The 18831-nt window shown below is 61.6% G+C and carries 20 protein-coding genes and 1 riboswitch; of the genes, 7 read left to right on the forward strand and 13 right to left on the reverse strand.

What is annotated here, in order from left to right:
- Positions 1 to 188: 188 nt before the first annotated feature.
- The 5 genes from N8H71_RS13520 to N8H71_RS13540 are packed head-to-tail and all read right to left on the reverse strand — an operon-like array spanning position 189 to position 4266.
- Complete coding sequence (locus N8H71_RS13520) at positions 189 to 830, reverse strand: urea amidolyase associated protein UAAP2 (RefSeq protein ID WP_085729988.1); 642 nt, start codon at positions 828 to 830, stop codon at positions 189 to 191.
- A gap of 11 nt (positions 831 to 841) precedes the next feature.
- A complete protein-coding gene (locus N8H71_RS13525) occupies positions 842 to 1567 on the reverse strand; it encodes an urea amidolyase associated protein UAAP1 (protein ID WP_262194370.1) in 726 nt (241 codons plus the stop codon).
- A 12-nt stretch (positions 1568 to 1579) separates the two neighbouring features.
- The gene (locus tag N8H71_RS13530; RefSeq protein ID WP_262194371.1) at positions 1580 to 2368 is read right to left on the reverse strand and encodes an ABC transporter ATP-binding protein; all 789 of its coding nucleotides are present in this window, start codon (positions 2366 to 2368) and stop codon (positions 1580 to 1582) included.
- Entirely contained in the window at positions 2365 to 3180 is an 816-nt protein-coding gene (locus N8H71_RS13535) for an ABC transporter permease (RefSeq protein ID WP_262194372.1), read from the reverse strand. Before N8H71_RS13535 ends, N8H71_RS13530 begins: the two co-directional genes overlap by 4 nt.
- 18 nt (positions 3181 to 3198) lie before the next feature.
- Positions 3199 to 4266 carry a putative urea ABC transporter substrate-binding protein gene (locus tag N8H71_RS13540; RefSeq protein ID WP_262194373.1) on the reverse strand — a complete coding sequence of 356 codons (1068 nt, stop codon included), beginning with the start codon at positions 4264 to 4266 and terminating at the stop codon, positions 3199 to 3201.
- 63 nt (positions 4267 to 4329) lie between these two features.
- A riboswitch (guanidine-I (ykkC/yxkD leader) is annotated at positions 4330 to 4430 on the reverse strand.
- 283 nt (positions 4431 to 4713) lie between these two features.
- Between N8H71_RS13540 and N8H71_RS13545 the strand changes: the two genes are divergently transcribed.
- Positions 4714 to 4992, forward strand: coding sequence for a hypothetical protein (locus tag N8H71_RS13545; RefSeq protein WP_262194374.1), 279 nt, complete (start codon positions 4714 to 4716; stop codon positions 4990 to 4992).
- Between the two features lie 178 nt (positions 4993 to 5170).
- The gene (locus N8H71_RS13550; protein ID WP_262194376.1) at positions 5171 to 5572 is read left to right on the forward strand and encodes a hypothetical protein; all 402 of its coding nucleotides are present in this window, start codon (positions 5171 to 5173) and stop codon (positions 5570 to 5572) included.
- Positions 5573 to 5624: 52 nt separating this feature from the next.
- On the opposite strand, the gene N8H71_RS13555 is transcribed toward N8H71_RS13550, so the two are convergent.
- A complete protein-coding gene (locus N8H71_RS13555) occupies positions 5625 to 6737 on the reverse strand; it encodes an enoyl-CoA hydratase/isomerase family protein (RefSeq protein ID WP_262194377.1) in 1113 nt (370 codons plus the stop codon).
- A 132-nt stretch (positions 6738 to 6869) separates the two neighbouring features.
- On the opposite strand from N8H71_RS13555, the gene ung reads away from it, so the two are divergent.
- A complete protein-coding gene (ung, locus tag N8H71_RS13560) occupies positions 6870 to 7565 on the forward strand; it encodes a uracil-DNA glycosylase (RefSeq protein WP_085605867.1) in 696 nt (231 codons plus the stop codon).
- A 3-nt stretch (positions 7566 to 7568) separates the two neighbouring features.
- Here the strand turns inward: ung and N8H71_RS13565 are convergent, their stop codons facing one another.
- From N8H71_RS13565 to N8H71_RS13580, 4 genes are read right to left on the reverse strand one after another with little or no spacing between them, the layout of a single operon-like run.
- Positions 7569 to 8600: an AbrB family transcriptional regulator gene (locus N8H71_RS13565; protein WP_115076880.1), complete on the reverse strand. Its 1032-nt coding sequence runs from the start codon at positions 8598 to 8600 to the stop codon at positions 7569 to 7571.
- Positions 8593 to 10107 (reverse strand): tripartite tricarboxylate transporter permease, encoded by a 1515-nt coding sequence (locus N8H71_RS13570; RefSeq protein ID WP_262194378.1) that lies wholly within the window; start codon positions 10105 to 10107, stop codon positions 8593 to 8595. Before N8H71_RS13570 ends, N8H71_RS13565 begins: the two co-directional genes overlap by 8 nt.
- 1 nt (position 10108) lies before the next feature.
- On the reverse strand, positions 10109 to 10567 hold the full coding sequence (locus tag N8H71_RS13575; RefSeq protein WP_262194380.1) for a tripartite tricarboxylate transporter TctB family protein: 459 nt from the start codon (positions 10565 to 10567) through the stop codon (positions 10109 to 10111).
- A 58-nt stretch (positions 10568 to 10625) separates the two neighbouring features.
- A complete protein-coding gene (locus N8H71_RS13580) occupies positions 10626 to 11603 on the reverse strand; it encodes a Bug family tripartite tricarboxylate transporter substrate binding protein (RefSeq protein WP_262194381.1) in 978 nt (325 codons plus the stop codon).
- A gap of 449 nt (positions 11604 to 12052) precedes the next feature.
- Between N8H71_RS13580 and N8H71_RS13585 the strand changes: the two genes are divergently transcribed.
- Both N8H71_RS13585 and N8H71_RS13590 read left to right on the forward strand, forming a co-directional pair.
- Positions 12053 to 12724: a response regulator gene (locus N8H71_RS13585; RefSeq protein WP_007957980.1), complete on the forward strand. Its 672-nt coding sequence runs from the start codon at positions 12053 to 12055 to the stop codon at positions 12722 to 12724.
- Positions 12717 to 14102, forward strand: a complete 1386-nt coding sequence (locus tag N8H71_RS13590) for a sensor histidine kinase (RefSeq protein ID WP_011332897.1) — start codon at positions 12717 to 12719, stop codon at positions 14100 to 14102. The genes N8H71_RS13585 and N8H71_RS13590 overlap by 8 nt, the downstream gene beginning before the upstream one ends.
- Here N8H71_RS13590 and N8H71_RS13595 read toward each other — a convergent pair whose 3' ends face one another.
- Entirely contained in the window at positions 14103 to 14924 is an 822-nt protein-coding gene (locus N8H71_RS13595; protein ID WP_262194382.1) for an HDOD domain-containing protein, read from the reverse strand.
- A gap of 35 nt (positions 14925 to 14959) precedes the next feature.
- Positions 14960 to 15901, reverse strand: a complete 942-nt coding sequence (locus N8H71_RS13600; RefSeq protein ID WP_262194383.1) for a YgfZ/GcvT domain-containing protein — start codon at positions 15899 to 15901, stop codon at positions 14960 to 14962.
- A gap of 149 nt (positions 15902 to 16050) precedes the next feature.
- Here N8H71_RS13600 and N8H71_RS13605 point away from each other — a divergent pair, with 149 nt between their 5' ends.
- Both N8H71_RS13605 and N8H71_RS13610 read left to right on the forward strand, forming a co-directional pair.
- Positions 16051 to 16305, forward strand: a complete 255-nt coding sequence (locus N8H71_RS13605; RefSeq protein ID WP_065257636.1) for a succinate dehydrogenase assembly factor 2 — start codon at positions 16051 to 16053, stop codon at positions 16303 to 16305.
- On the forward strand, positions 16289 to 16741 hold the full coding sequence (locus tag N8H71_RS13610) for a protein YgfX (RefSeq protein WP_262194384.1): 453 nt from the start codon (positions 16289 to 16291) through the stop codon (positions 16739 to 16741). Before N8H71_RS13605 ends, N8H71_RS13610 begins: the two co-directional genes overlap by 17 nt.
- On the opposite strand, the gene nadB is transcribed toward N8H71_RS13610, so the two are convergent.
- Positions 16710 to 18326, reverse strand: a complete 1617-nt coding sequence (nadB, locus tag N8H71_RS13615) for an L-aspartate oxidase (RefSeq protein ID WP_262194385.1) — start codon at positions 18324 to 18326, stop codon at positions 16710 to 16712. The two genes, N8H71_RS13610 and nadB, sit on opposite strands and share 32 nt — an antisense overlap.
- Between the last annotated feature and the right edge of the window lie 505 nt (positions 18327 to 18831).

The raw sequence follows: 18831 nt of genomic DNA on the forward strand, positions 1-18831 counted from the left end.
ACCATTGACCTTGTGGGAGCGGGCTTGCCCGCGATGGCGGTGTGTCAGTCATCATCAATGTTGGCTGTGCCGACGCCATCGCTGGCAAGCCAGCTCCCACAGGGTTTAGGGGTGTTTTGGGGATTTCAGGCACTGGCCTGAGCGTGCCTGGCACAGGGCAAACAACCAGCGGCGCAGACGGACGAATTTCAGTTCCATACCAGTAGCTCCGCAGGTGTCGGGTTGTAGGCGTTGCACGGGTTGTTCAGTTGCGGGCAGTTGGAGATCAGCACGATCACGTCCATCTCCGCGCGCAGGTCGACGTATTTGCCGGGGGCCGAGATCCCGTCTTCGAAGGTCAGGCCGCCCTCGGCAGTGACGGGCACGTTCATGAAGAAATTGATGTTCGGCCCGATGTCACCTTTGCCCAGGCGCCCGTCGTGGGCGCAGGCGCGCAGGTAGTTGTCGCGGCAGCTGTGCATGTAGCGTTTTTCCAGGGCGTAGCGCACGGTGTTGCTCTCTTGCGCGCAGGCGCCGCCGAGGGTGTCGTGACGGCCGCAGGTGTCGGCGATGATCGTCAGCATCGGCTTGCCGAGGTTGGAATACAAAACGCTGCCGGTGCTCAGGTAGACGTTGTTTTGCCGGCGCAGTGTGCGTTGCACGTCGTAGCGCTCACGGGGATTGGCAGCGCTATAAAACAAGGTGTCGACCGCCTGATTACCTTCCAGATCGAGGATGCGCAGGGTCTGGCCGGCCTTGACCTCCATCAGCCAGGGTTCGCCGGCGGGAATGGTGGCGCGGTACACCGCAGCGTCGGGTTGTTTTTGCGAAGTGGCGATAGCAACTGACATGGCGATGATCCTCAGGCGAACAAACGATCGGTGTTGATAAAGCCGCGCTCGTTCTCCGGGCGCGAGGTGCGGCAGTGCTCGGCGACGCTCCGGTCAGCGTTCATCCAGCTCAGCTTCAGCGGTTTGGGGGCGTAGTCGGGCGATGGATCCATCGGATGTTGCAGGGCGGTGAGGACGACCAGGGTGTCCATCGGCGCGTACAACTCGATGTAGTCGCCGGCTTTGGAATTGCCCTCGACGAAGTGGAAGTGCCCGGCCTCATCGACATTCACACGGCTGAACAGGTTGAGGGTCATCAGCAGGTCGGACAGGCCCAGCCCCCACTTGCCGAGCTCCACCAGCAGGTTGTCGGTGCCGTTGCGAAAGAAGCCGTTGCGCAGTTCCTGATAGCGGCCCTGACCGTATTTTTCCGCGACTTCCTCGGCGCACAGCACACCGCCGAGGCTGTCGCTCCAGCCGCAGGTATCCGCCGTGATTGCCGCCAGCACGCGGCCCATGTCCGAGTACAGGCAATGGCCGGTGGTCAGCTTGGCGGTGTGTTGGCATTTGAGGCTGTCGGGCAGGTTCAGGCGTTCGGTTTTTTCGTTGGCGTTGAGCAAGGTCAGGCTGACGTTGGCCCCTCCGCGCAGGTCGGTCAGGCGCAGCAGTTGCCCGCGCTTCAAGACGAAGGAGCGGTGGCCGCCGCCGGGCAGGGTTTCTTCGGCGAAGGGTGGAAAAATTCGGGTTGAATCAGTCATGGGAAATTCCTCTCAAGCGGTTCGAAGGGCGCTCGCCAGTTGCACCGGCAGGGCGTCGACGGCGGCGCGTTGGGCGCGGCGGTCGCTGTTCAAAGGGATGTCGTAGGTGATGCGGGCGCCATAGGCGCCGGGGGCGTGCGGGTCGAGGCGGACCTTGTCGAACACCAGCAGACGGGTGCCGAGGCTGAAACCTTCGGACAGGTCGTGGGTGACCATGAACACGGTCAGTTGCGTCTCGCGCCACAGCTCCAGCAGCAGCGCGTGCATGTCCTTGCGAATGCCCGGATCGAGCGCGCCGAACGGTTCGTCGAGCAGCAACACGCGCGGTTTCATGATCAACGCCTGGGCGATCGCCAGCCGCTGTTGCATGCCGCCGGACAGTTGTGCCGGGTACTTGTCCAGCGCATGGCCGAGGCCGACCTTTTGCAGCAGCGCCGAGGCCTGTTCGCGGGCGTCCCGTTTGGCGCTGCCGAACAGACGCCCGAGCAGTGGCGCCCGGGGCAGTTCGAGGCCGAGGGCGACGTTGTCCAGCACGCTCAGATGCGGGAACACCGAGTAGCGCTGGAACACCACGCCACGGCTGGCATCCGGTTCGCGGGCCAGTGGCTGGCCGTCGAGCAGAATCTCGCCGCGACTGGCGGTTTCCTGACCCAGCAGCAAGCGCAGGAAGGTCGACTTGCCGCAACCCGAAGCACCGACCAGCGTGCAGAACTCGCCCTCGTTGACGTTGAGGTTCAAGCCTTCGAGCACCACTTGGTCGGCGTATTGCTGCCAGACGTTTTTCACCGTAATGAAGCTCATTTGGCCGCCCCCTCATACCAGGGGAATGCACGCCTTGTCAGGCGCTTGAGGCCCCAATCCATCAGCCAGGCGAGCAGGGTGATCCACACCACGTAAGGCAGGATCACATCCATCGCCAGGTAACGGCGCACGAGGAAAATCCGGTAGCCCAGACCGTCGGTGGACGCGATCGCTTCGGCAGCAATCAGGAACAACCATGCCGAACCGAGCATCAGGCGCAACGAGATCAGCAGACGCGGCAACAGTTGCGGCAGCACCACTCGTAGCATCAAGGTCCAGGTCGAGGCGCCGAGAGTCTGCGCCTTGATCAGCAGCTCGACCGGAATGTCCCGCGCGCGCTGTTCCAGGTCACGGGCGAGTGCCGGGGTGATTCCGATCACGATCAGCATCACTTTCGACAATTCGCCCAGGCCGAAGACGATGAACAGAATCGGCAGGATCGCCAGCGGCGGCACCATCGATAACACCGTCAACAGCGGCGACAACGGTGCGCCGAACAGCGGCAGGGTGCCGGCCGCCATGCCCAGGCACAACCCCGCCAGCGCCGCGATGCCGAGGCCGATGGCCAGGCGTCCGAGGCTCGACGCGGTGTCCTGCCAGAGCAGGTATTCGCCGGTGCGACTGTCGGCATTGAAGGCCAGGCGTTTCACCGCATCGGTCATCTGCACGGCACTGGGCAGAAGTTTGTCGTTGGGGTTGTCCGCCAGACGTTCGGCCGAGCCCATGAAATAGGCGAACAGCACCAAGGCGAACGGCAGGATTACCAGCAGCAGGCGACTCGGACGATCCGGGTGGCGATTGATCAGGCGCATGGCCAAATCCTCCGTGGCTTACAGCTTGGCGTCGGCGGCCATCTGCATGTAGGTCGGATCGAAACGCAGCTTGAGATTGCCGGTATCGCCGCTGGTCACGCCGTTGGCGAACGCCATGCCGACCGCGCTGGTGTCCTTGGCGCCTTCGCCGAGCAAGCCGTGCTGGAACGAAAACTCGGCGACCCTGCGCATGGTTTCCGGCAGTTGCTTGCTGGTGGCGAACGCCAGGGCTTCTTTGGGGGTGGCGAACAGTTTGGTGGTGTCAAGTTGCGCCTGAAATCCGCCCAGATCGGTGCCCGAGGCCTTGGCCATGTGCTCAAGCGCGGCTTTGCTCGCAGCGTTTTTTGCGTTCATCAGTTCGACCACTTCGAACCACGCGCCGGTCAGCGCCTTGCCCAGCGCCGGGTTGTCTTTGAGGGTGGCGCTGTTGACCACCATCATGTCCATGATTTCGCCGGGGATCTGGCTGGAGTTGAAGACTTCGGTCACGCCGGGTTTGGCCTTGATGTCCGAGAGTATCGGGTTCCAGGTGGTGACGGCATTGACCTGCTCGGTGTTGAAGGCGGCGGAAATGTCGGCGTCGGAGGTGTTGACCACTTTCAGGTCTTTCTCGGTCAGGTCGACCGAGTCCAGCGCGCGGGCAAGCAGGTAATGCGAGACCGACAGTTCGACCAGGTTGACGTCCATGCCCTTCAAGTCGGTGACTTTCTTGCCGTCACCCTTGAGGACGATGCCGTCGTTGCCGTTGGAGAAATCGCTGACAATCAGCGCAGTGCTGTCGACGCCGCCGGCGGCTGGAATGGTCAGCGCATCCATGTTGGTCATGGTGCAGCCATCGAACTGACCAGCGGTGTATTGATTGATCGATTCGACGTAGTCGTTGAGCTGGACCACGTCGATCTTGATCCCGTATTTCTTCGCCCATTTATCGACGATGCCCTGGCTGCCGGCGTATTCCCATGGCATCCATCCGGCGTAGATCGTCCAGCAGACACTAAAGTGGTCTTTCTGCGCGGCGGGGGATTGGGTGCTGACGAGCGCGGCGAACGCGGCGGCGAGCAGGGCGGGGAAACGTAGTCGTGACATGGCGGATTCTCCAGTTGATCGAGGGCGGACAGGAAGGCAACGCGGCACCGCGAACGGTGGCTTGTCTCCCGGGCTTTTGTCCCGCCGTGTAACCTCAACTGGAGGTCGCCAACTCTCGGACCAGCCACTCGCAGATGCGAGCCGGAACCCTAGTCAGCCATTGCAAATTGTGGTGCCGCGAACCTGTGATGACTCCTGCACGGGTTGGCTAAAGCGAGAGGCGTGCCAAGTCGTGCCGGGCCTTGTGATCCGGGACTTTGCATCGCAACGGGTCTTGAAAACGGCATGGCCGGCGCATTGTGTTGGTGCGTCGTTGCACCGCGATGCAGCGTGTTGGCCGCTGATCCGATGCCTGGACGGGGCTGGCACTCGTGATGGATTTGCCAGTCAAATCTGTTGTCAGCCGGCCTGTGCCGACTGCTGTCACAGGTCTTCCAGGAGGCCGCCATGCGTGTTTCACAATTGCTGCGTCGAGTGCTGCTGGGAGCGGTGCTCGGTCTTGGGCTGTCCGGTTGTTATTACTATGACGGTGGATACGACGCTTACTCCACGCCTTACTACTCTCCCGGTTATTACTCACCCTATTACTACGGGGGCTATTACGGCCCGCGTTACTATGGGCCACGTTATTACGGTGGGGCCCGTTATTACTACGGCGACCACGGTTATCGCGGCGGTTACGGACGGGGTTATCACGGCGGCGGATACCACGGCGGGCACCATTAATCAGCGGCTGAATGACGGCGTTTTTGCATGAACAAGGTTTCATGAGCCACTTGTTTCAAGTTGTTGCAGAAACGCACCAGATTCCGAAAACGCTGTCAGATGTTTCGTCAGTCGCTGAATGAAAGACTGACGCCTGCCAGCGTCGCTGGTGTGGCTACCCGCGGTCCAGGAGGCCGCCATGTATCGCCGAATTCTTCTGTTTACCGTGATGCTTTTTTCCCTTGGCGGATGCGTCCCTTATTCCTACGGAGATGGCTACTACAGCTCAGAGGTCTACACATCGCAGGCACCTTCGTATTACAGCGGCGGCACTTATTACACGGGCGGTGGCTCGTATTACTCGGCCCCGCGTTACTACCAGCCAGCGCCACGCTATTACCAACCGGCTCCACGCTACTACTCGGCGCCCCGTTACTACCAACCGGCCCCGCGCTACTACGAGAACCGTCGCTGGCACGGCCATGATCGCGGGCGCTGGGATGACCACCGTCGCGGTGGCTGGGATGATCGCCGGGGTCGTGGCAACTACGACCGGCACAGTGGACGCGGCGATTACAACCGGCACGGCAACCGCTGGTAACCCCCCCGCAAAAAAGCGGCGCATTGAGCGCCGCTTTTTTTGTGCCCGGATTTCAGTAACTGGAGAGATCCGCCAGCGGATGCCGCCCCTCCCACACCTTGTGAAAGTGCGCCTCGACCACCGCGTCCGGCACCCGGGCGATGTCCGGCCAGTGCCAGTGCGGTTTGTGATCCTTGTCGATCAAACGCGCCCGAACCCCTTCGCTGAACTCTGGATGCCGGCAGCAATTGAGGCTCAGGGTGTATTCCATCTGAAAGACTTCGGCCAGCGACAAGTGGCGGGCACGAAGGATCTGTTCCCAGACCAGATGCGCCGTCAGTGGCGAGCCTTCACTCATGGTTTTCGCGGCACGGGCAATCAACAGGTCGTTGCTGTCCCGATGCAGGCTGATGGCTTTCCAGGCGCAGGTCACGTCGCTGACATCCAGCCATTCATCGATCCGCTGCCGACGCGGCAGCCATTGCGCCTCGGGCATCTGCGCCACGGCTTCCTGCTGCAACGCCTTGAGCAGGCTGTTGAGCTGCATGGCAGTCTGTTCCTGCCAGTTCAACTGCAACAAGCCGTCGATCAGTTCCTGCTGCTGTTCGTCGAGCAGGAAGCGGTCGGCCAGGTCCAGATCGATCGCATCACGACCGTTCATGTGCGCGCCGGTCAACCCAAGGAACAGACCGAGCTTGCCCGGCAGTCGTGACAGGAACCAACTGGCGCCGACATCCGGGTACAGGCCGATGCTGATTTCCGGCATCGCCAGACGACTGCTCGGCGTGACGATCCGGATGCTCGCGCCTTGCAGAAGGCCCATGCCGCCGCCGAGCACATAGCCATGGCCCCAGCAGATCAATGGTTTCGGGTAGGTGTGCAGGCTGTAGTCCAGACGGTATTCAGCGTTGAAAAACTGTGCGGCCAGCGGCGGCACTTCGCCGGGATGGGCTCGGCAGGCTTCCACCAGGCTGCGCACTTCGCCGCCGGCGCAGAAGGCCTTGGCGCCATTGCCGCGCAGCAGCACGCAGACGATTTGCGGATCCTTGGCCCAGGCGTTCAGTTTGTCGCTCAGGGCGTGGATCATTGGCAGGGACAGCGCATTGAGCGACTTTTCGGCATCCAGCGTAGCCACGCCGATGCGCGCGCCGTCGGTGCCGGTGAGTTCTTCGAAGTGCAGATTCATCGTGACCTCGATCGGGAATTTGAACGATCAGTATGATCGCTGTGTGGGAAAGTGCCGGATCTGCGTCAGATCAATTGACAAGCGTGGTCGGCTTTCCTAGGGTTCGCCCCATTGTTTTTGCCGGGTATGACCATGACTGCTGACGACCGTATCAAACTCGAACCGAGCTGGAAGGAGGCACTGCGTGCCGAATTCGACCAGCCCTACATGGCAGAGTTGCGCACTTTTCTGCAGCAGGAGCGGGCGGCCGGCAAGGAAATCTATCCGCCGGGCCCGATGATCTTCAATGCGCTGAACTCGACGCCGCTGGACAAGGTGAAAGTGGTCATCCTCGGCCAGGACCCGTACCACGGCCCGGGCCAGGCCCACGGCTTGTGCTTCTCGGTGCAACCGGGCGTGCCGGCGCCGCCGTCGCTGGTCAACATCTATAAAGAGCTGAAGCGCGACCTGAACATCGACATCCCCAACCACGGCTATCTGCAGAGCTGGGCCGATCAGGGCGTGTTGATGCTCAACACCACCATGACCGTCGAACGCGCCAACGCCAATGCGCACAAGGACAAGGGCTGGCAGTTCTTCACGGATCGAATCATCGAAGTGGTCAGCCAGCAGCAACCGCATCTGGTCTTCATGCTCTGGGGCGCACATGCGCAGAGCAAACAGAAGCTGATCGACGCCACCAAACATCTCGTGCTGACGTCGGTGCATCCGTCGCCGCTGTCGGCCTATCGTGGCTTTCTCGGTTGCGGGCACTTCAGCCGCACCAACAAATTCCTGGAGCAGAACGGCGAAGCGCCGATCGAATGGCGCCTGCCGTCGGTGGTCTGATACTCAGGGCTGGCGGTTCCAGTATTTGAACAACGGTTCCGCCAGAAACAGCACGAACAACAACCGCATCACCTGCATCGCCGTCACCAGCGGCACCGACAGTTGCAGGGTTTCCGCCGTCAGGCTCATCTCGGCGATTCCGCCGGGCATCATACCCAGGGTCAGTGATCGCAGATCCAGATGAGTCAGTGCACTCAGCCCCAATGCCGCCAGGGTCGCGATCAACATGGTCAGCGCCGTGCCGATCAATGTGCGTCCCATGAACGATGGCGCGCGGCGGAAGAACTGCCGGTTGAAGTGACAGCCCAGACCGCTGCCGATCAGCCACTGGCCGATCTGACTGCCACCGTTGGGCAAACCGATGTGCAGATCCCAGCCGATGCTCACCGCCGCGCTGACCAGCAGCGGGCCGAACAGCCATGGGTTGGGTTGACGCAGACGTTGCCAAAGCCAGGCGAGCAGACCGCCCGCCGGAAAAAGAATCGCCAGCCAGCGCCAGTCGACGCTGCCGGCGTGTGAAATCGGGGTGCCATCACCCAGCAGATATTTGAACGCCGCCGGAACACACAACACCACTACCAACACCCGCAGACTCTGCCCGGCCGCGACATGGCTGAGCATCGCGCCGTTGCGGGCGCCGAGGTTGACCATCTCGCCGGAGCCGCCGGGCATGCTGGAGAAAAACGCCGTGGCGCGATCCTCGCCGGTGCGGCGCATCAGCCACACGCCGACCACCGCCGACAGGCTGGTGACCAGCGCGCCGAAGAAGATCAGGCCGAAGTGGCTGAGCACCTGCTCCATCACCAGCGGGGTGAAGTGCAAACCGATGCCGATCCCGACGATCCACTGGCCGCACTTGCGGCCGCCAGGGATTTCAGCCAATTGCCACGGGGTCAGGCAGCGCACCAGGATGATCGCCAGCAACGAGCCGACCATCCACGGCAGCGGCCAGCCGATCTGGCTGGCGATGTAACCGCCAAGCAGACCGACCAGCGGGGTTCCCCACCACTGTTTCAACGAAGAGCGATCAAACATCGGCAATCGCGTTCCGGGCAGCGGAGCGACGGCGCCAGATGCGCACCAGCGGGAACGCCAGCATCAGCGCGGTCAGCACCCAGACACCGAAGGTGATCGGGCTCGACCAGAGGATGTCCAGCGCACCGTTGGAAATCGACAGCGCCCGGCGCAGGTTCTGCTCCATCAGACCGCCGAGGATGAAGCCCAGCAGGACTGGCGACAGCGGGAAATCCAGTTTGCGCAGGATGTAGCCGAAGATGCCGATGCCGACCATCAGGAACAGGTCGAACGTGGTCGCGTGCACGGCGTAGACGCCGATCCCGGTAATGATCGCGATCACCGGCACCAGTGCCCAGTTCGGCACGGCGAGGATGCGGGTGAAGATGCGGATCATCGGGATGTTCAGGATCACCAGCATGATGTTGGCGATGAACAGCGAGGCGATCAGGCCCCAGACGATGTCCGGCTGTTGCTGGAACAGCAGCGGGCCCGGAGTGATGTTGTACAGCGACAGAGCGCCGATCATCACCGCCGTGGTGCCCGAACCCGGAACGCCGAGGGTCAGCATCGGCACCAGCGCGCCGCAAGCGGAAGCACCGATGGCGGTTTCCGGTGCAGCGAGGCCGCGGGCGTCGCCCTGGCCAAACTTGCCGCTGGCACCGGCGATGCGTTTCTCGGTCATGTAGGCCACGGCGCTGGCGAGGGTCGCACCGGCACCCGGCAACACACCCATGATGAAACCGAGCAGGCCGCAACGGATGTTCACCACGAACACCGACGCCGCTTCCTTGAAGTTGAACATCATCCGCCCGGTGGCTTTCACCGCTTCCTGGCCGCGATGGGTTTTCTCCAGTAGCAGAAGAATTTCGCTGATCGAGAACAGGCCCAGCACCAGCACCACGAACTGAATGCCGTCAGTCAGGTGAATGTTGTCGCCGGTGAAGCGATAAACACCGCTGTTGGCGTCGATGCCCACGCTGGACAGGAATAGACCGATCAACGCCGCGATGAAGGTTTTCAACGGTCGGTCACCGGCCATGCCGCCCAGGCAGACAATCGCGAACACCATCAACACGAAGTATTCCGCCGGCCCGAAGGCAATCGCCCATTTCGCCAGCAGCGGTGCGAACAGCACCATGCCGCAGGTGGCGATGAAGGCGCCGATGAACGAGCTCCATGCCGACAACGACAGCGCCACACCAGCCAGGCCTTTGCGGGCCATCGGGTAACCGTCGAGGGTGGTCATCACGGTGGAGGCTTCGCCCGGAATGTTCAGCAGGATCGAGCTGATCCGGCCGCCGTATTCGCAACCCAGGTAAACCGCCGCCAACAGGATCAGTGCCGATTCCGGCGGCAGCCCGAGGGCGAATGCAATCGGGATCAGCAACGCCACGCCGTTGATCGGGCCCAGGCCCGGCAACAACCCGACCACGGTGCCGATCAGCGTGCCGGTCAGGGCCGTGACCAGGTTGTACGGACTCAGCGCGACGCCGAAGCCCTGACCCAAATAACCGAGAGTATCCATATCAGTTCTCCAGAACGTCGAGCAGGCCGAGAGGCAGCGGTACGTCCATCACGCGGTCGAACAGCACGTACAAACCGATCGCCATCAGCGTCGTGACGACGACGCTCGGTAACCAGCGCCCGCCATACAGTCGCGCCATCGGGATGCCGATCAGAATGCTGCTGAGGATGAAGCCCAGCGGTTCGAACAAGCCGGCGAACACCAGCAGCAGGGCGACGCAGATCGAGATCTTGGTCAGGGTTTCGCGATCCAGCGGCGGTTCGTCCTCACTGTGTTTGATCGGCGCCGGGCGAAACACCATGTACAGCAGCGCCAGGCCCATCAGGCCCAGCATCAACAGAGGGAATGCCCGAGGGCCGACCGGTTCGTAGGAAAAAGCCGCCTGATACGGCCAGGCCATCAGTGCCAGGCTGGCGCAGACCAGCAACAGCACCGAGGCAAAAATGCGTTGAATAAGCATGGGGAACTCCTGGGCCACGACCCTGCCAGGCAGGGCCGTGAGCGCTAGACAGAGACGATCACTGAATCAGGCCGAACTCTTTGGCCAGCACCTTGTAGTCCGCCACTTGTTTCTTGACGTAGGTGTCCAGCTCGGGGCCGGTCATGGCGAACGGGAAGAGTTCACGCTGATCGCGCAGCTTGGCGAAATCGTCCGAAGCCAGCAGTTTGTCGAAGGAGTCTTTCCACCAGGCGTAGTCTTCATCGCTGACTTTCGGCCCGAGGTAGAAACCGCGAACCACCGGCCAGACGATGTCATAGCCTTGCTCGCGGGCAGTCGGGATGTCTTTCATTTCCGGCTCGTCCAGGCGCTTCTCGGCAAACACGGCCAGCAGGCGCATGTCGCCGCTCTGGATGTGCGGCATGGAGTCGGAGATGTCGGTACTGCCGACCTGGATGTGGCCGCCGAGCAGGGCGGTGGCGATCTCGCCGCCGCCTTCGAGGGCAACGTAACGCAGGTCGCGCGGGTTGATGCCGGCTGCCTTGGCGATCAGCGCGGTTTGCATCCAGTCCTGGCTGCCGACGGTGCCGCCGGAACCGATCACCACAGCGCTCGGATCTTTCTTCAGCGCCTGCACGAGATCGTCGAGCGTTTTGTAGGGCGAATCGTTTTTCACCGCGATGGCGCCGTAGCTGGTGCCGACCGCTGCCAACCAGCGCACGTTGGTTTCATCGAACCGACCGAACTTGCCTTGCGCCAGGTTCAACAGCGAACCACTGGACCACGCCACCAGCGTGCCGGCATCGGCCGGACGCTGCGCCACGACGGCGTTGTAGGCCACGGCGCCGACGCCGCCGGGCATGTAGGTCACGCGCATCGGTTTGGTCAGCAGTTTTTCGTTGACCAGCGCGCTTTGCACCAGTTTGCAGGTCAGGTCGAAACCGCCGCCGGGGGAGGCGGGGGCAATGCATTCGGGACGTTTCGGTTCGGCCATCAATTGGCCGGCGAACAGCACGCAACCGGCGGCGAGAGCGAAACGGCGCAGGGATCGGTTCATGAGTGTCTCCACGGGAGTTGTTGTTTTTGGGGATATTTCAGGTGCGGCAGTTTCGCGCGCGCAGGCTAACAGGCTCAGACCCTGACGGGTTGAACGCCGCGCAGCCGACGATGGCGCTGACAAGCGAAAACGGGGAAATTCGAGAGGAAGAATGAAACGGGTCAACCTGAAGCTGTGTGGACAGCATGGTGCAGTACCTCGTTATTGTTCTTATTGGCGAAAACGCATCGAGGCGTTTTTCGGGAGCTACGTTTTGAAGCTACGGTGTAAGGACAAGCAAAAGGCGAAGATCGGCAGTCGGGACCCTCGGTGAAGCGACTCTAACGGCCCAACCTTTCGCTAACCTTTCAGTATTCTTTCGCGTGTTTTCGGGCTTCACAGCGGCGGTTGCGGCTGTAAACTCCGCCGCAAAGAATGGCGTCGGCCATCCCTGAATGAGGTAGAGATCCATGCGTGTCCTGCTCGTCGAAGACCATTTGCCGCTGGCCGAAAGTGTTGCCCAGGCGCTCAAGAGCACCGGTCTGACCGTGGATGTGTTGCACGATGGTGTGGCTGCCGACCTGGCCCTGGGCAGCGAGGAATACGCGGTGGCGATCCTCGATGTCGGCCTGCCGCGCATGGACGGTTTTGAAGTGCTGGCGCGCCTGCGGGCCCGGGGCAAGAACCTTCCAGTGCTGATGCTGACCGCTCGCAGCGACGTCAAGGATCGGGTTCATGGGCTCAATCTCGGCGCCGACGATTACCTGGCCAAGCCGTTCGAACTCACCGAGTTGGAGGCGCGGGTCAAGGCCCTGTTGCGCCGCAGTGTTTTGGGCGGCGAACGCCAGCAGCGTTGCGGTGTGCTGGCCTATGATCTCGACACCCGGCGCTTCACCCTCGGCGATGAATTGCTGACGCTGACCTCCCGCGAGCAGGCCGTGCTCGAGGCGCTGATTGCCCGTCCGGGGCGGGTGATGAGCAAGGAACAACTGGCTGCGCAGGTGTTCGGTCTCGACGAAGAGGCAAGCCCCGACGCCATCGAAATCTATGTGCATCGCCTGCGCAAGAAACTCGACGGCCATTCGGTGGCCATCGTGACTTTCCGGGGCCTGGGTTATCTGCTGGAAAGCCGCGATGCATAAGCCCAGCAGCCTGCGCTGGCGGTTGCTGTGGAACCTCGCGCTGCTGCTGGTGGTGTTGATGCTCGCCAGTGGATTGAGCGCCTACTGGAACGGTCGCGAGGCCGCCGACACCGCTTACGACCGCACGCTGCTGGCGTCGGCGCGGACCATTGCTGCTGGTCTGTCGCAGCGTGATGGCAGCCTCAGTGCCGACGTGCCTTATGTGGCGCTCGATACCTTCGCTTACGACAGCGCCGGGCGCATCTATTACCAGGTCAACGACATCAACCAGAAGCTGATTTCCGGCTACGAAAACCTGCCGGGCCCGCCGCCGGGCACGCCGAGAACCGACAGTTACCCCGCCCTCGCGCGCTTTTACGACGCGAAATATCAGGGGCAAAACGTGCGTGTGGTGAGTCTGCTCAAGGCGGTCAGCGAGCCGAACATGAACGGCATGGCGGAAATCCGCGTTGCCGAAACCGACGAAGCACGCGTCAGCATGGCCCGAAGTCTGGCGGCCGATACTTTGCTGCGATTGGGCATGCTGGCGATTGGCGCGTTGTTGTTGGTGTGGTTTGCAGTGAGTGCTGCGCTGCGGCCGATCGAGCGTTTGCGCACGGCAGTGGAAGAGCGTCAGCCCGATGACCTGCGGCCGTTGCCGCTGGTCGAGGTCCAACACGAGTTGTGGCCGCTGGTGCGGGCACTCAATCACTTTACCGAACGCCTGCGCGGGCAATTCGAGCGGCAGGCGCAATTCATCGCCGATGCGGCCCATGAACTGCGCACGCCACTGGCGGCGCTCAAGGCGCGGCTTGAACTGGGCTTGCGCTCGAACGAGCCGCAGACCTGGCGCGACACGTTGGAATCTTCGGCGCAAAGCACGGATCGCCTGACCCATCTGGCCAACCAGTTGTTGTCGCTGGCCCGGGTGGAAAACGGCGCCCGGGCAATTGCCGAAGGCGGTGCGCAGTTGCTCGATCTGAGCCAGTTGGCGCGCGAGCTCGGCATGGCCATGGCGCCATTGGCTCACGCTCGAGGTGTTGCGCTGGCGCTGGAAGCGGACGAGCCGGTCTGGCTGCGTGGCGAGCCGACATTGCTCAACGAGTTGCTGAGCAATCTGGTGGATAACGCGCTGGCGCACACGCCGCCGGGCGGCAACGTGATTCTGCGGGTCACAGCACCGGCGGTGCTGGAGGTTGAAGACGATGGGCCGGGCATTCCGCTGGAAGAGCGGGATCGGGTGTTCGAACGCTTTTACCGGCGCAATCAGCAGGTGGCCGGGTCCGGGTTGGGGTTGGCGATTGTCGGGGAAATCTGCCGCGCGCATCTGGCGCAGATCAGTCTGCACGATGGCGAGCAGGCGGGTTTGAAAGTGCGGGTGAGTTTTGTCGCCGGTTGATCAGTAGAACATCGACCGCGATTCTTCCAGATCGGCACACAGCGCCTTGTTTTCCGGGTCGATGCCAAGCTTGCGGAATGCCGGCACGCTGAACGGATCGATGCGGGCCATCGGGTGATCGGTGTCCTTGTGGCAATACAGACTGGCCACTTGCACGATGTCGACGTAATCGATCTGCTGCGATTCGCGTTTGAGGTCTTGATACAACCCCGGCAGCTCCACCAATCGCTCGGGAAACTCCCAGACACGCAGCAGTTTGTCGCCAAGCAGCGGATGGATCTGATCGATCACATGATTCAGGCTGACCGGATCGGACAGCAATTCGTAGTGGTCTTCGGCATAGGTCAGGATCGGCAGCACTCCGATCTGATGAACCAGTCCTCCGAGCGCGGCCTGATCGGGCTTGAGCTGGGTATAGCGGCGGCACAGGGCGTAACTGACACCGGCGATTTCCAGGCTCTTGCGCCAGACTTCGCGCATCTTCTGTTCGACCACGTCGGAGCGGGCGTGGAAGATCTGCTCCATCACCAGCCCGATCGCCAGGTTGCTGCTGTAGTTGACGCCGAGCCGGGTGATGGCGGTGTGCAGATCGGTGACTTCCTGAGTGGCGCGCAGCAGCGGACTGTTGACCACTTTGATCAGGCGCGCCGACAGCGCCGTGTCGCGGCCGATCACTTTGCTCAGGTCGCTGACGCTGATGTCCGGATCTTCAGCGGCCTTGCGAATCTGCAGGGCCACTTCCGGTAACGTTGGCAGAACCAGGTCATCGTTATCGATGGCCTCAACCAAATCCTGTTGGACCTTATCCGCCAGCTCACTCATGTCGTTTCTCTAGGGTGTTGCAACAAATGCTGCGATCAACGCTGGATTTCGCGGTCGCGATCCAGTTCGTAAGGCAGGTCGAGCAAGTGCAGCGCCGGACCTTCGGCCGTGCCCAGATGCAAATCGCCTGCTTCGGCAGCTTCGGCCTGCAACACCGCCAGCAGTTCAATATTTTTCTCGGCGCGGGCGGCCAGTACCACTTCGCCGATGGAACTGCCATGGCTCGGGGCGAACAGCGGGGTGCCCGGCTCCGGCAATTCACTGGCGTCCAGTTGTACGCGGTACAGGCGGCGCTTGAGTTTGCCCAGATACTGCATGCGCGCGACGATTTCCTGGCCGGTGTAGCAGCCTTTTTTGAAGCTTACCCCGCCGACGGCTTGCAAATTGAGCATCTGCGGGATGAACAGCTCGCGGGTGCTCGGCATGACCTGGCCGATACCGGCGCGGATCTGGCCAAGCAGCCACTGATTGAGTTCGCCTTCGTTCAACTGCGCGGACAGCTTGCCTTTGACGGTATCGGCCTGATCGACAGGTACCCAGAGCTCGGCACGGTTCGGGGAGACGCGAATCGCGATCAGCCCTTCATGGCGGGCCACACTGTCGGTTTCTGCCGGCAGTTCCAGGCTCAGGCCAGTCAGGGCTGCGTCGCCATGATCCAGACCGAAGCGCACCCACGAGGCGCTTTCGTCGGTCAGTTTCGATTTGGAGAACACCGCGTACTTTTTCAGATCCGCCAGTTGCGGTTCCAGCAGATCGCCGGCCATTGCCAGCAGCACGCCGTCGCCTTCAAGCACGATGCGGAAACTCGACTGCATCCGGCCTTTCTGCGTGCAACGGGCACCGAGGCTGGCCTGGGTTTCACTCAGGTAATTGATGTTGCAGGTCAACTGGCCTTGCAGGAATTTGCCGGCATCCGCGCCGCGAACCGCGAGAACGCCTTCATGAGACAGGGTGCAGAAAAAAGCAGAATCGGCCATGGGTCATCGCAGGGTAAATAGACTGGGGCACATCATAAGGGGGCGGTGTTGAAATGGGTAGTTGATAAAGGATCGGTGGTGCCCGACCAAAGCCGACTGTTCGGCCCGCTTCGGGCCTGTATACTTGCGGCCTATTTGAGGAGGGCTCCATGGTCGAACAAGTTGAACTGAATCGCCTCTTTTGGCACAGCCGTCGCGGCATGCTGGAACTCGACGTGTTGCTGGTGCCGTTCGTGAAAGAGGTCTATTCGAATCTGAACGAGGTGGATCGCGCGCTGTATGTCCGCCTGCTGGAGTGTGAAGATCAGGACATGTTCGGCTGGTTCATGGAGCGTAGCGAATCGGAAGATCCCGAGTTGCAACGCATGGTTCGCATGATTCTGGATCGTGTCCAGCCCAAGTAATACGTTCGAATGCCGCTGGCATGCCTCACGGCAGTTGCTGGCGGCGTATCTGCTGGCCCAGGCATTCGCGCTGGGTTCTCTGTTTCTATTGTCGATTCCTTTTTGGGCCGGTCTGTTCGGGGCCTTCGCGTGCCTGAGCCACGCCGCCTGGGTGTTGCCACGGCAGATTCTGTTGACTCATCCCACGTCTTTTAGCGGATTTCGGCGAGACGCCGATGGTTGGCAGGTGTGGAACCGGGCCCATGGCTGGCAAACGGTGCAATTGCGCCCGGACAGTCTGGCGCTGCCGCTGATCGTGGTGCTGCGCTTTCGGTTGCGTGGTGAGCGGCGGGTCAGGTCGATCTGTGTGCCCCGAGATTCGCAGGCGACGGATTTGCACCGACGCCTGCGCGTACGCCTCAAGTTCAGCCGACGTAGGTGGGCGGCACCAGAATAGTGTCGAGCGCCTCGGGCAGCAGGTCCGGGTAGTCGAGGGTGTAATGCAGGCCCCGACTTTCCTTTCGCTCCATTGCCGAGCGGATCATCAGTTCCGCTACCTGCGCCAGGTTGCGCAACTCGATCAGGTCGCGACTGACTTTATAGTTGCTGTAGAACTCGTCGATTTCATCCAGCAGCAGGCGCACGCGATGCTGGGCCCGTTGCAGGCGCTTGTTGGTGCGTACGATGCCCACGTAGTCCCACATGAAGCGCCGCAGTTCGTCCCAGTTGTGGGCGATGATCACGTCTTCATCGGAGTCGGTCACCTGGCTGGCGTCCCAGGCGGGCAGGGCGCGCGGAATGGCGACGTCGGGCAGTTGCTCAAGAATGTCCGCCGCTGCCGAGCGGGCGTAGACGAAGCATTCGAGCAGCGAGTTGCTGGCCATGCGGTTGGCGCCGTGCAGACCGGTGAAGCTGGTTTCGCCGATGGCGTACAGGCCGGGCACGTCGGTGCGGCCCTGTTGATCGACCATCACGCCGCCGCAGGTATAGTGTGCCGCCGGTACGACCGGGATCGGTTGTTTGGTGATGTCGATGCCGAATCCGAGGCAACGCTCATAAACGGTAGGGAAGTGCGATTTGATGAAGGCTTCGGGTTTGTGGCTGATGTCGAGGTAGACGCAATCGACACCCAGACGCTTCATTTCGTGGTCGATGGCGCGAGCGACGATGTCCCGTGGCGCCAGTTCTGCACGTGAGTCAAAGCGCTGCATGAAGCGTTCGCCGTTCGGCAGCTTCAAATGAGCGCCTTCGCCGCGCAGGGCTTCAGTTACAAGGAAACTCTTGGCTTGCGGGTGATACAGGCAGGTGGGGTGAAACTGGTTGAACTCCAGGTTCGCCACCCGGCAGCCCGAACGCCAGGCCATGGCGATGCCATCACCACAGGCACCGTCAGGGTTGCTTGTATAGAGATAGACTTTGGCGGCTCCGCCGGACGCCAGAATCACGAAGCGTGCGCCGAAGGTATCGACTTCCCCGGTTTTGCGGTTGAGCACGTAGGCGCCCAGGCAACGTTCGCCTTCCAGCCCCAGCCGACGTTCTGTGATCAGGTCGACCGCTACCCGCTGTTCTAGCAGTTCGATGTTCGGGCGCTCTTTGGCCTGGGTCAGCAGGGTCGTGAAGATCGCGGCACCGGTGGCATCGGCTGCGTGGATGATCCGTCGGTGACTGTGGCCGCCTTCGCGGGTGAGGTGGAATTCAAAGCCGCCATCCTCTGTGCCGGATTGTTCGTCACGGGTAAACGGCACGCCTTGGTCGATCAGCCACTGTATCGCCTCTTTGCTGTGCTCCACGGTGAAACGCACCGCGTCTTCATGGCACAGGCCACCGCCGGCATTCAAGGTGTCATCGACATGGGATTCGACGGTGTCGGTGTCATCCAGTACGGCCGCAACGCCCCCCTGGGCCCAATAAGTCGAGCCATTGGCGAGATCGCCTTTGCTCAAAACGGCAATGCGCAAGTGACCCGGCAGGGTCAGCGCGAGACTCAAACCGGCAGCGCCGCTACCAATTACCAGAACATCGTGTTGAAACTGTTGGCTCATTTCAGGATTCCGCTCAAAGCGACCCGGGTCGGGGTTGGCGCAGGACAGGCGCAGGGGCGAGTCGAGACAGCCACACAGCCCACTAGTATATAGAGGGGTGGGGCGGCACAATAGCCGGAGCGATATGGCATTGTGAGACTACCGTGACGGAAAAATACGGACGCTTTGTCGGAAGTTTTTTTCGCCGGTTTTCGGAAAAGGCGACTGTATCGCAGATGAAACATGCTTTTTCCGCTCACGGTTGCACAATGTAGGTTGGGCCCGTCTATAAATATTTGGAACTTTTGCCAGAGGCTCAAGATCAATAGACAGTTGCCCGAAACAAGGGACAGTGTCGGCTTCAATGCGGAACCTGTGGTTGGGTTCTTGCCGGCGAGCCGATGACAAGATTATTCGCGCAGCCGGTTCATCCCGCGCTGCGTTTTTCGTGCGTGCCAGATCAGAGCCCGCAGGAAACTTGCTTGGAGGGGGAGAACTTTTGCGAAAAGCCCGAGTCTATGTTTGC

It is taken from the genome of Pseudomonas koreensis (genome assembly GCF_025447595.1).
GTDB lineage: Bacteria > Pseudomonadota > Gammaproteobacteria > Pseudomonadales > Pseudomonadaceae > Aquipseudomonas > Aquipseudomonas koreensis_H.

Excerpts from the sequence above, each read along its gene's own strand:
- N8H71_RS13520 (WP_085729988.1), bottom strand. The coding sequence starts at position 830 with ATGTCAGTTGCTATCGCCACTTCGCAAAAACAACCCGACGCTGCGGTG.
- N8H71_RS13525 (WP_262194370.1), bottom strand. The coding sequence starts at position 1,567 with ATGACTGATTCAACCCGAATTTTTCCACCCTTCGCCGAAGAAACCCTG.
- N8H71_RS13530 (WP_262194371.1), bottom strand. The coding sequence starts at position 2,368 with ATGAGCTTCATTACGGTGAAAAACGTCTGGCAGCAATACGCCGACCAA.
- N8H71_RS13535 (WP_262194372.1), bottom strand. The coding sequence starts at position 3,180 with ATGCGCCTGATCAATCGCCACCCGGATCGTCCGAGTCGCCTGCTGCTG.
- N8H71_RS13540 (WP_262194373.1), bottom strand. The coding sequence starts at position 4,266 with ATGTCACGACTACGTTTCCCCGCCCTGCTCGCCGCCGCGTTCGCCGCG.
- N8H71_RS13545 (WP_262194374.1), top strand. The coding sequence starts at position 4,714 with ATGCGTGTTTCACAATTGCTGCGTCGAGTGCTGCTGGGAGCGGTGCTC.
- N8H71_RS13550 (WP_262194376.1), top strand. The coding sequence starts at position 5,171 with ATGTATCGCCGAATTCTTCTGTTTACCGTGATGCTTTTTTCCCTTGGC.
- N8H71_RS13555 (WP_262194377.1), bottom strand. The coding sequence starts at position 6,737 with ATGAATCTGCACTTCGAAGAACTCACCGGCACCGACGGCGCGCGCATC.
- ung (WP_085605867.1), top strand. The coding sequence starts at position 6,870 with ATGACTGCTGACGACCGTATCAAACTCGAACCGAGCTGGAAGGAGGCA.
- N8H71_RS13565 (WP_115076880.1), bottom strand. The coding sequence starts at position 8,600 with ATGTTTGATCGCTCTTCGTTGAAACAGTGGTGGGGAACCCCGCTGGTC.
- N8H71_RS13570 (WP_262194378.1), bottom strand. The coding sequence starts at position 10,107 with ATGGATACTCTCGGTTATTTGGGTCAGGGCTTCGGCGTCGCGCTGAGT.
- N8H71_RS13575 (WP_262194380.1), bottom strand. The coding sequence starts at position 10,567 with ATGCTTATTCAACGCATTTTTGCCTCGGTGCTGTTGCTGGTCTGCGCC.
- N8H71_RS13580 (WP_262194381.1), bottom strand. The coding sequence starts at position 11,603 with ATGAACCGATCCCTGCGCCGTTTCGCTCTCGCCGCCGGTTGCGTGCTG.
- N8H71_RS13585 (WP_007957980.1), top strand. The coding sequence starts at position 12,053 with ATGCGTGTCCTGCTCGTCGAAGACCATTTGCCGCTGGCCGAAAGTGTT.
- N8H71_RS13590 (WP_011332897.1), top strand. The coding sequence starts at position 12,717 with ATGCATAAGCCCAGCAGCCTGCGCTGGCGGTTGCTGTGGAACCTCGCG.
- N8H71_RS13595 (WP_262194382.1), bottom strand. The coding sequence starts at position 14,924 with ATGAGTGAGCTGGCGGATAAGGTCCAACAGGATTTGGTTGAGGCCATC.
- N8H71_RS13600 (WP_262194383.1), bottom strand. The coding sequence starts at position 15,901 with ATGGCCGATTCTGCTTTTTTCTGCACCCTGTCTCATGAAGGCGTTCTC.
- N8H71_RS13605 (WP_065257636.1), top strand. The coding sequence starts at position 16,051 with ATGGTCGAACAAGTTGAACTGAATCGCCTCTTTTGGCACAGCCGTCGC.
- nadB (WP_262194385.1), bottom strand. The coding sequence starts at position 18,326 with ATGAGCCAACAGTTTCAACACGATGTTCTGGTAATTGGTAGCGGCGCT.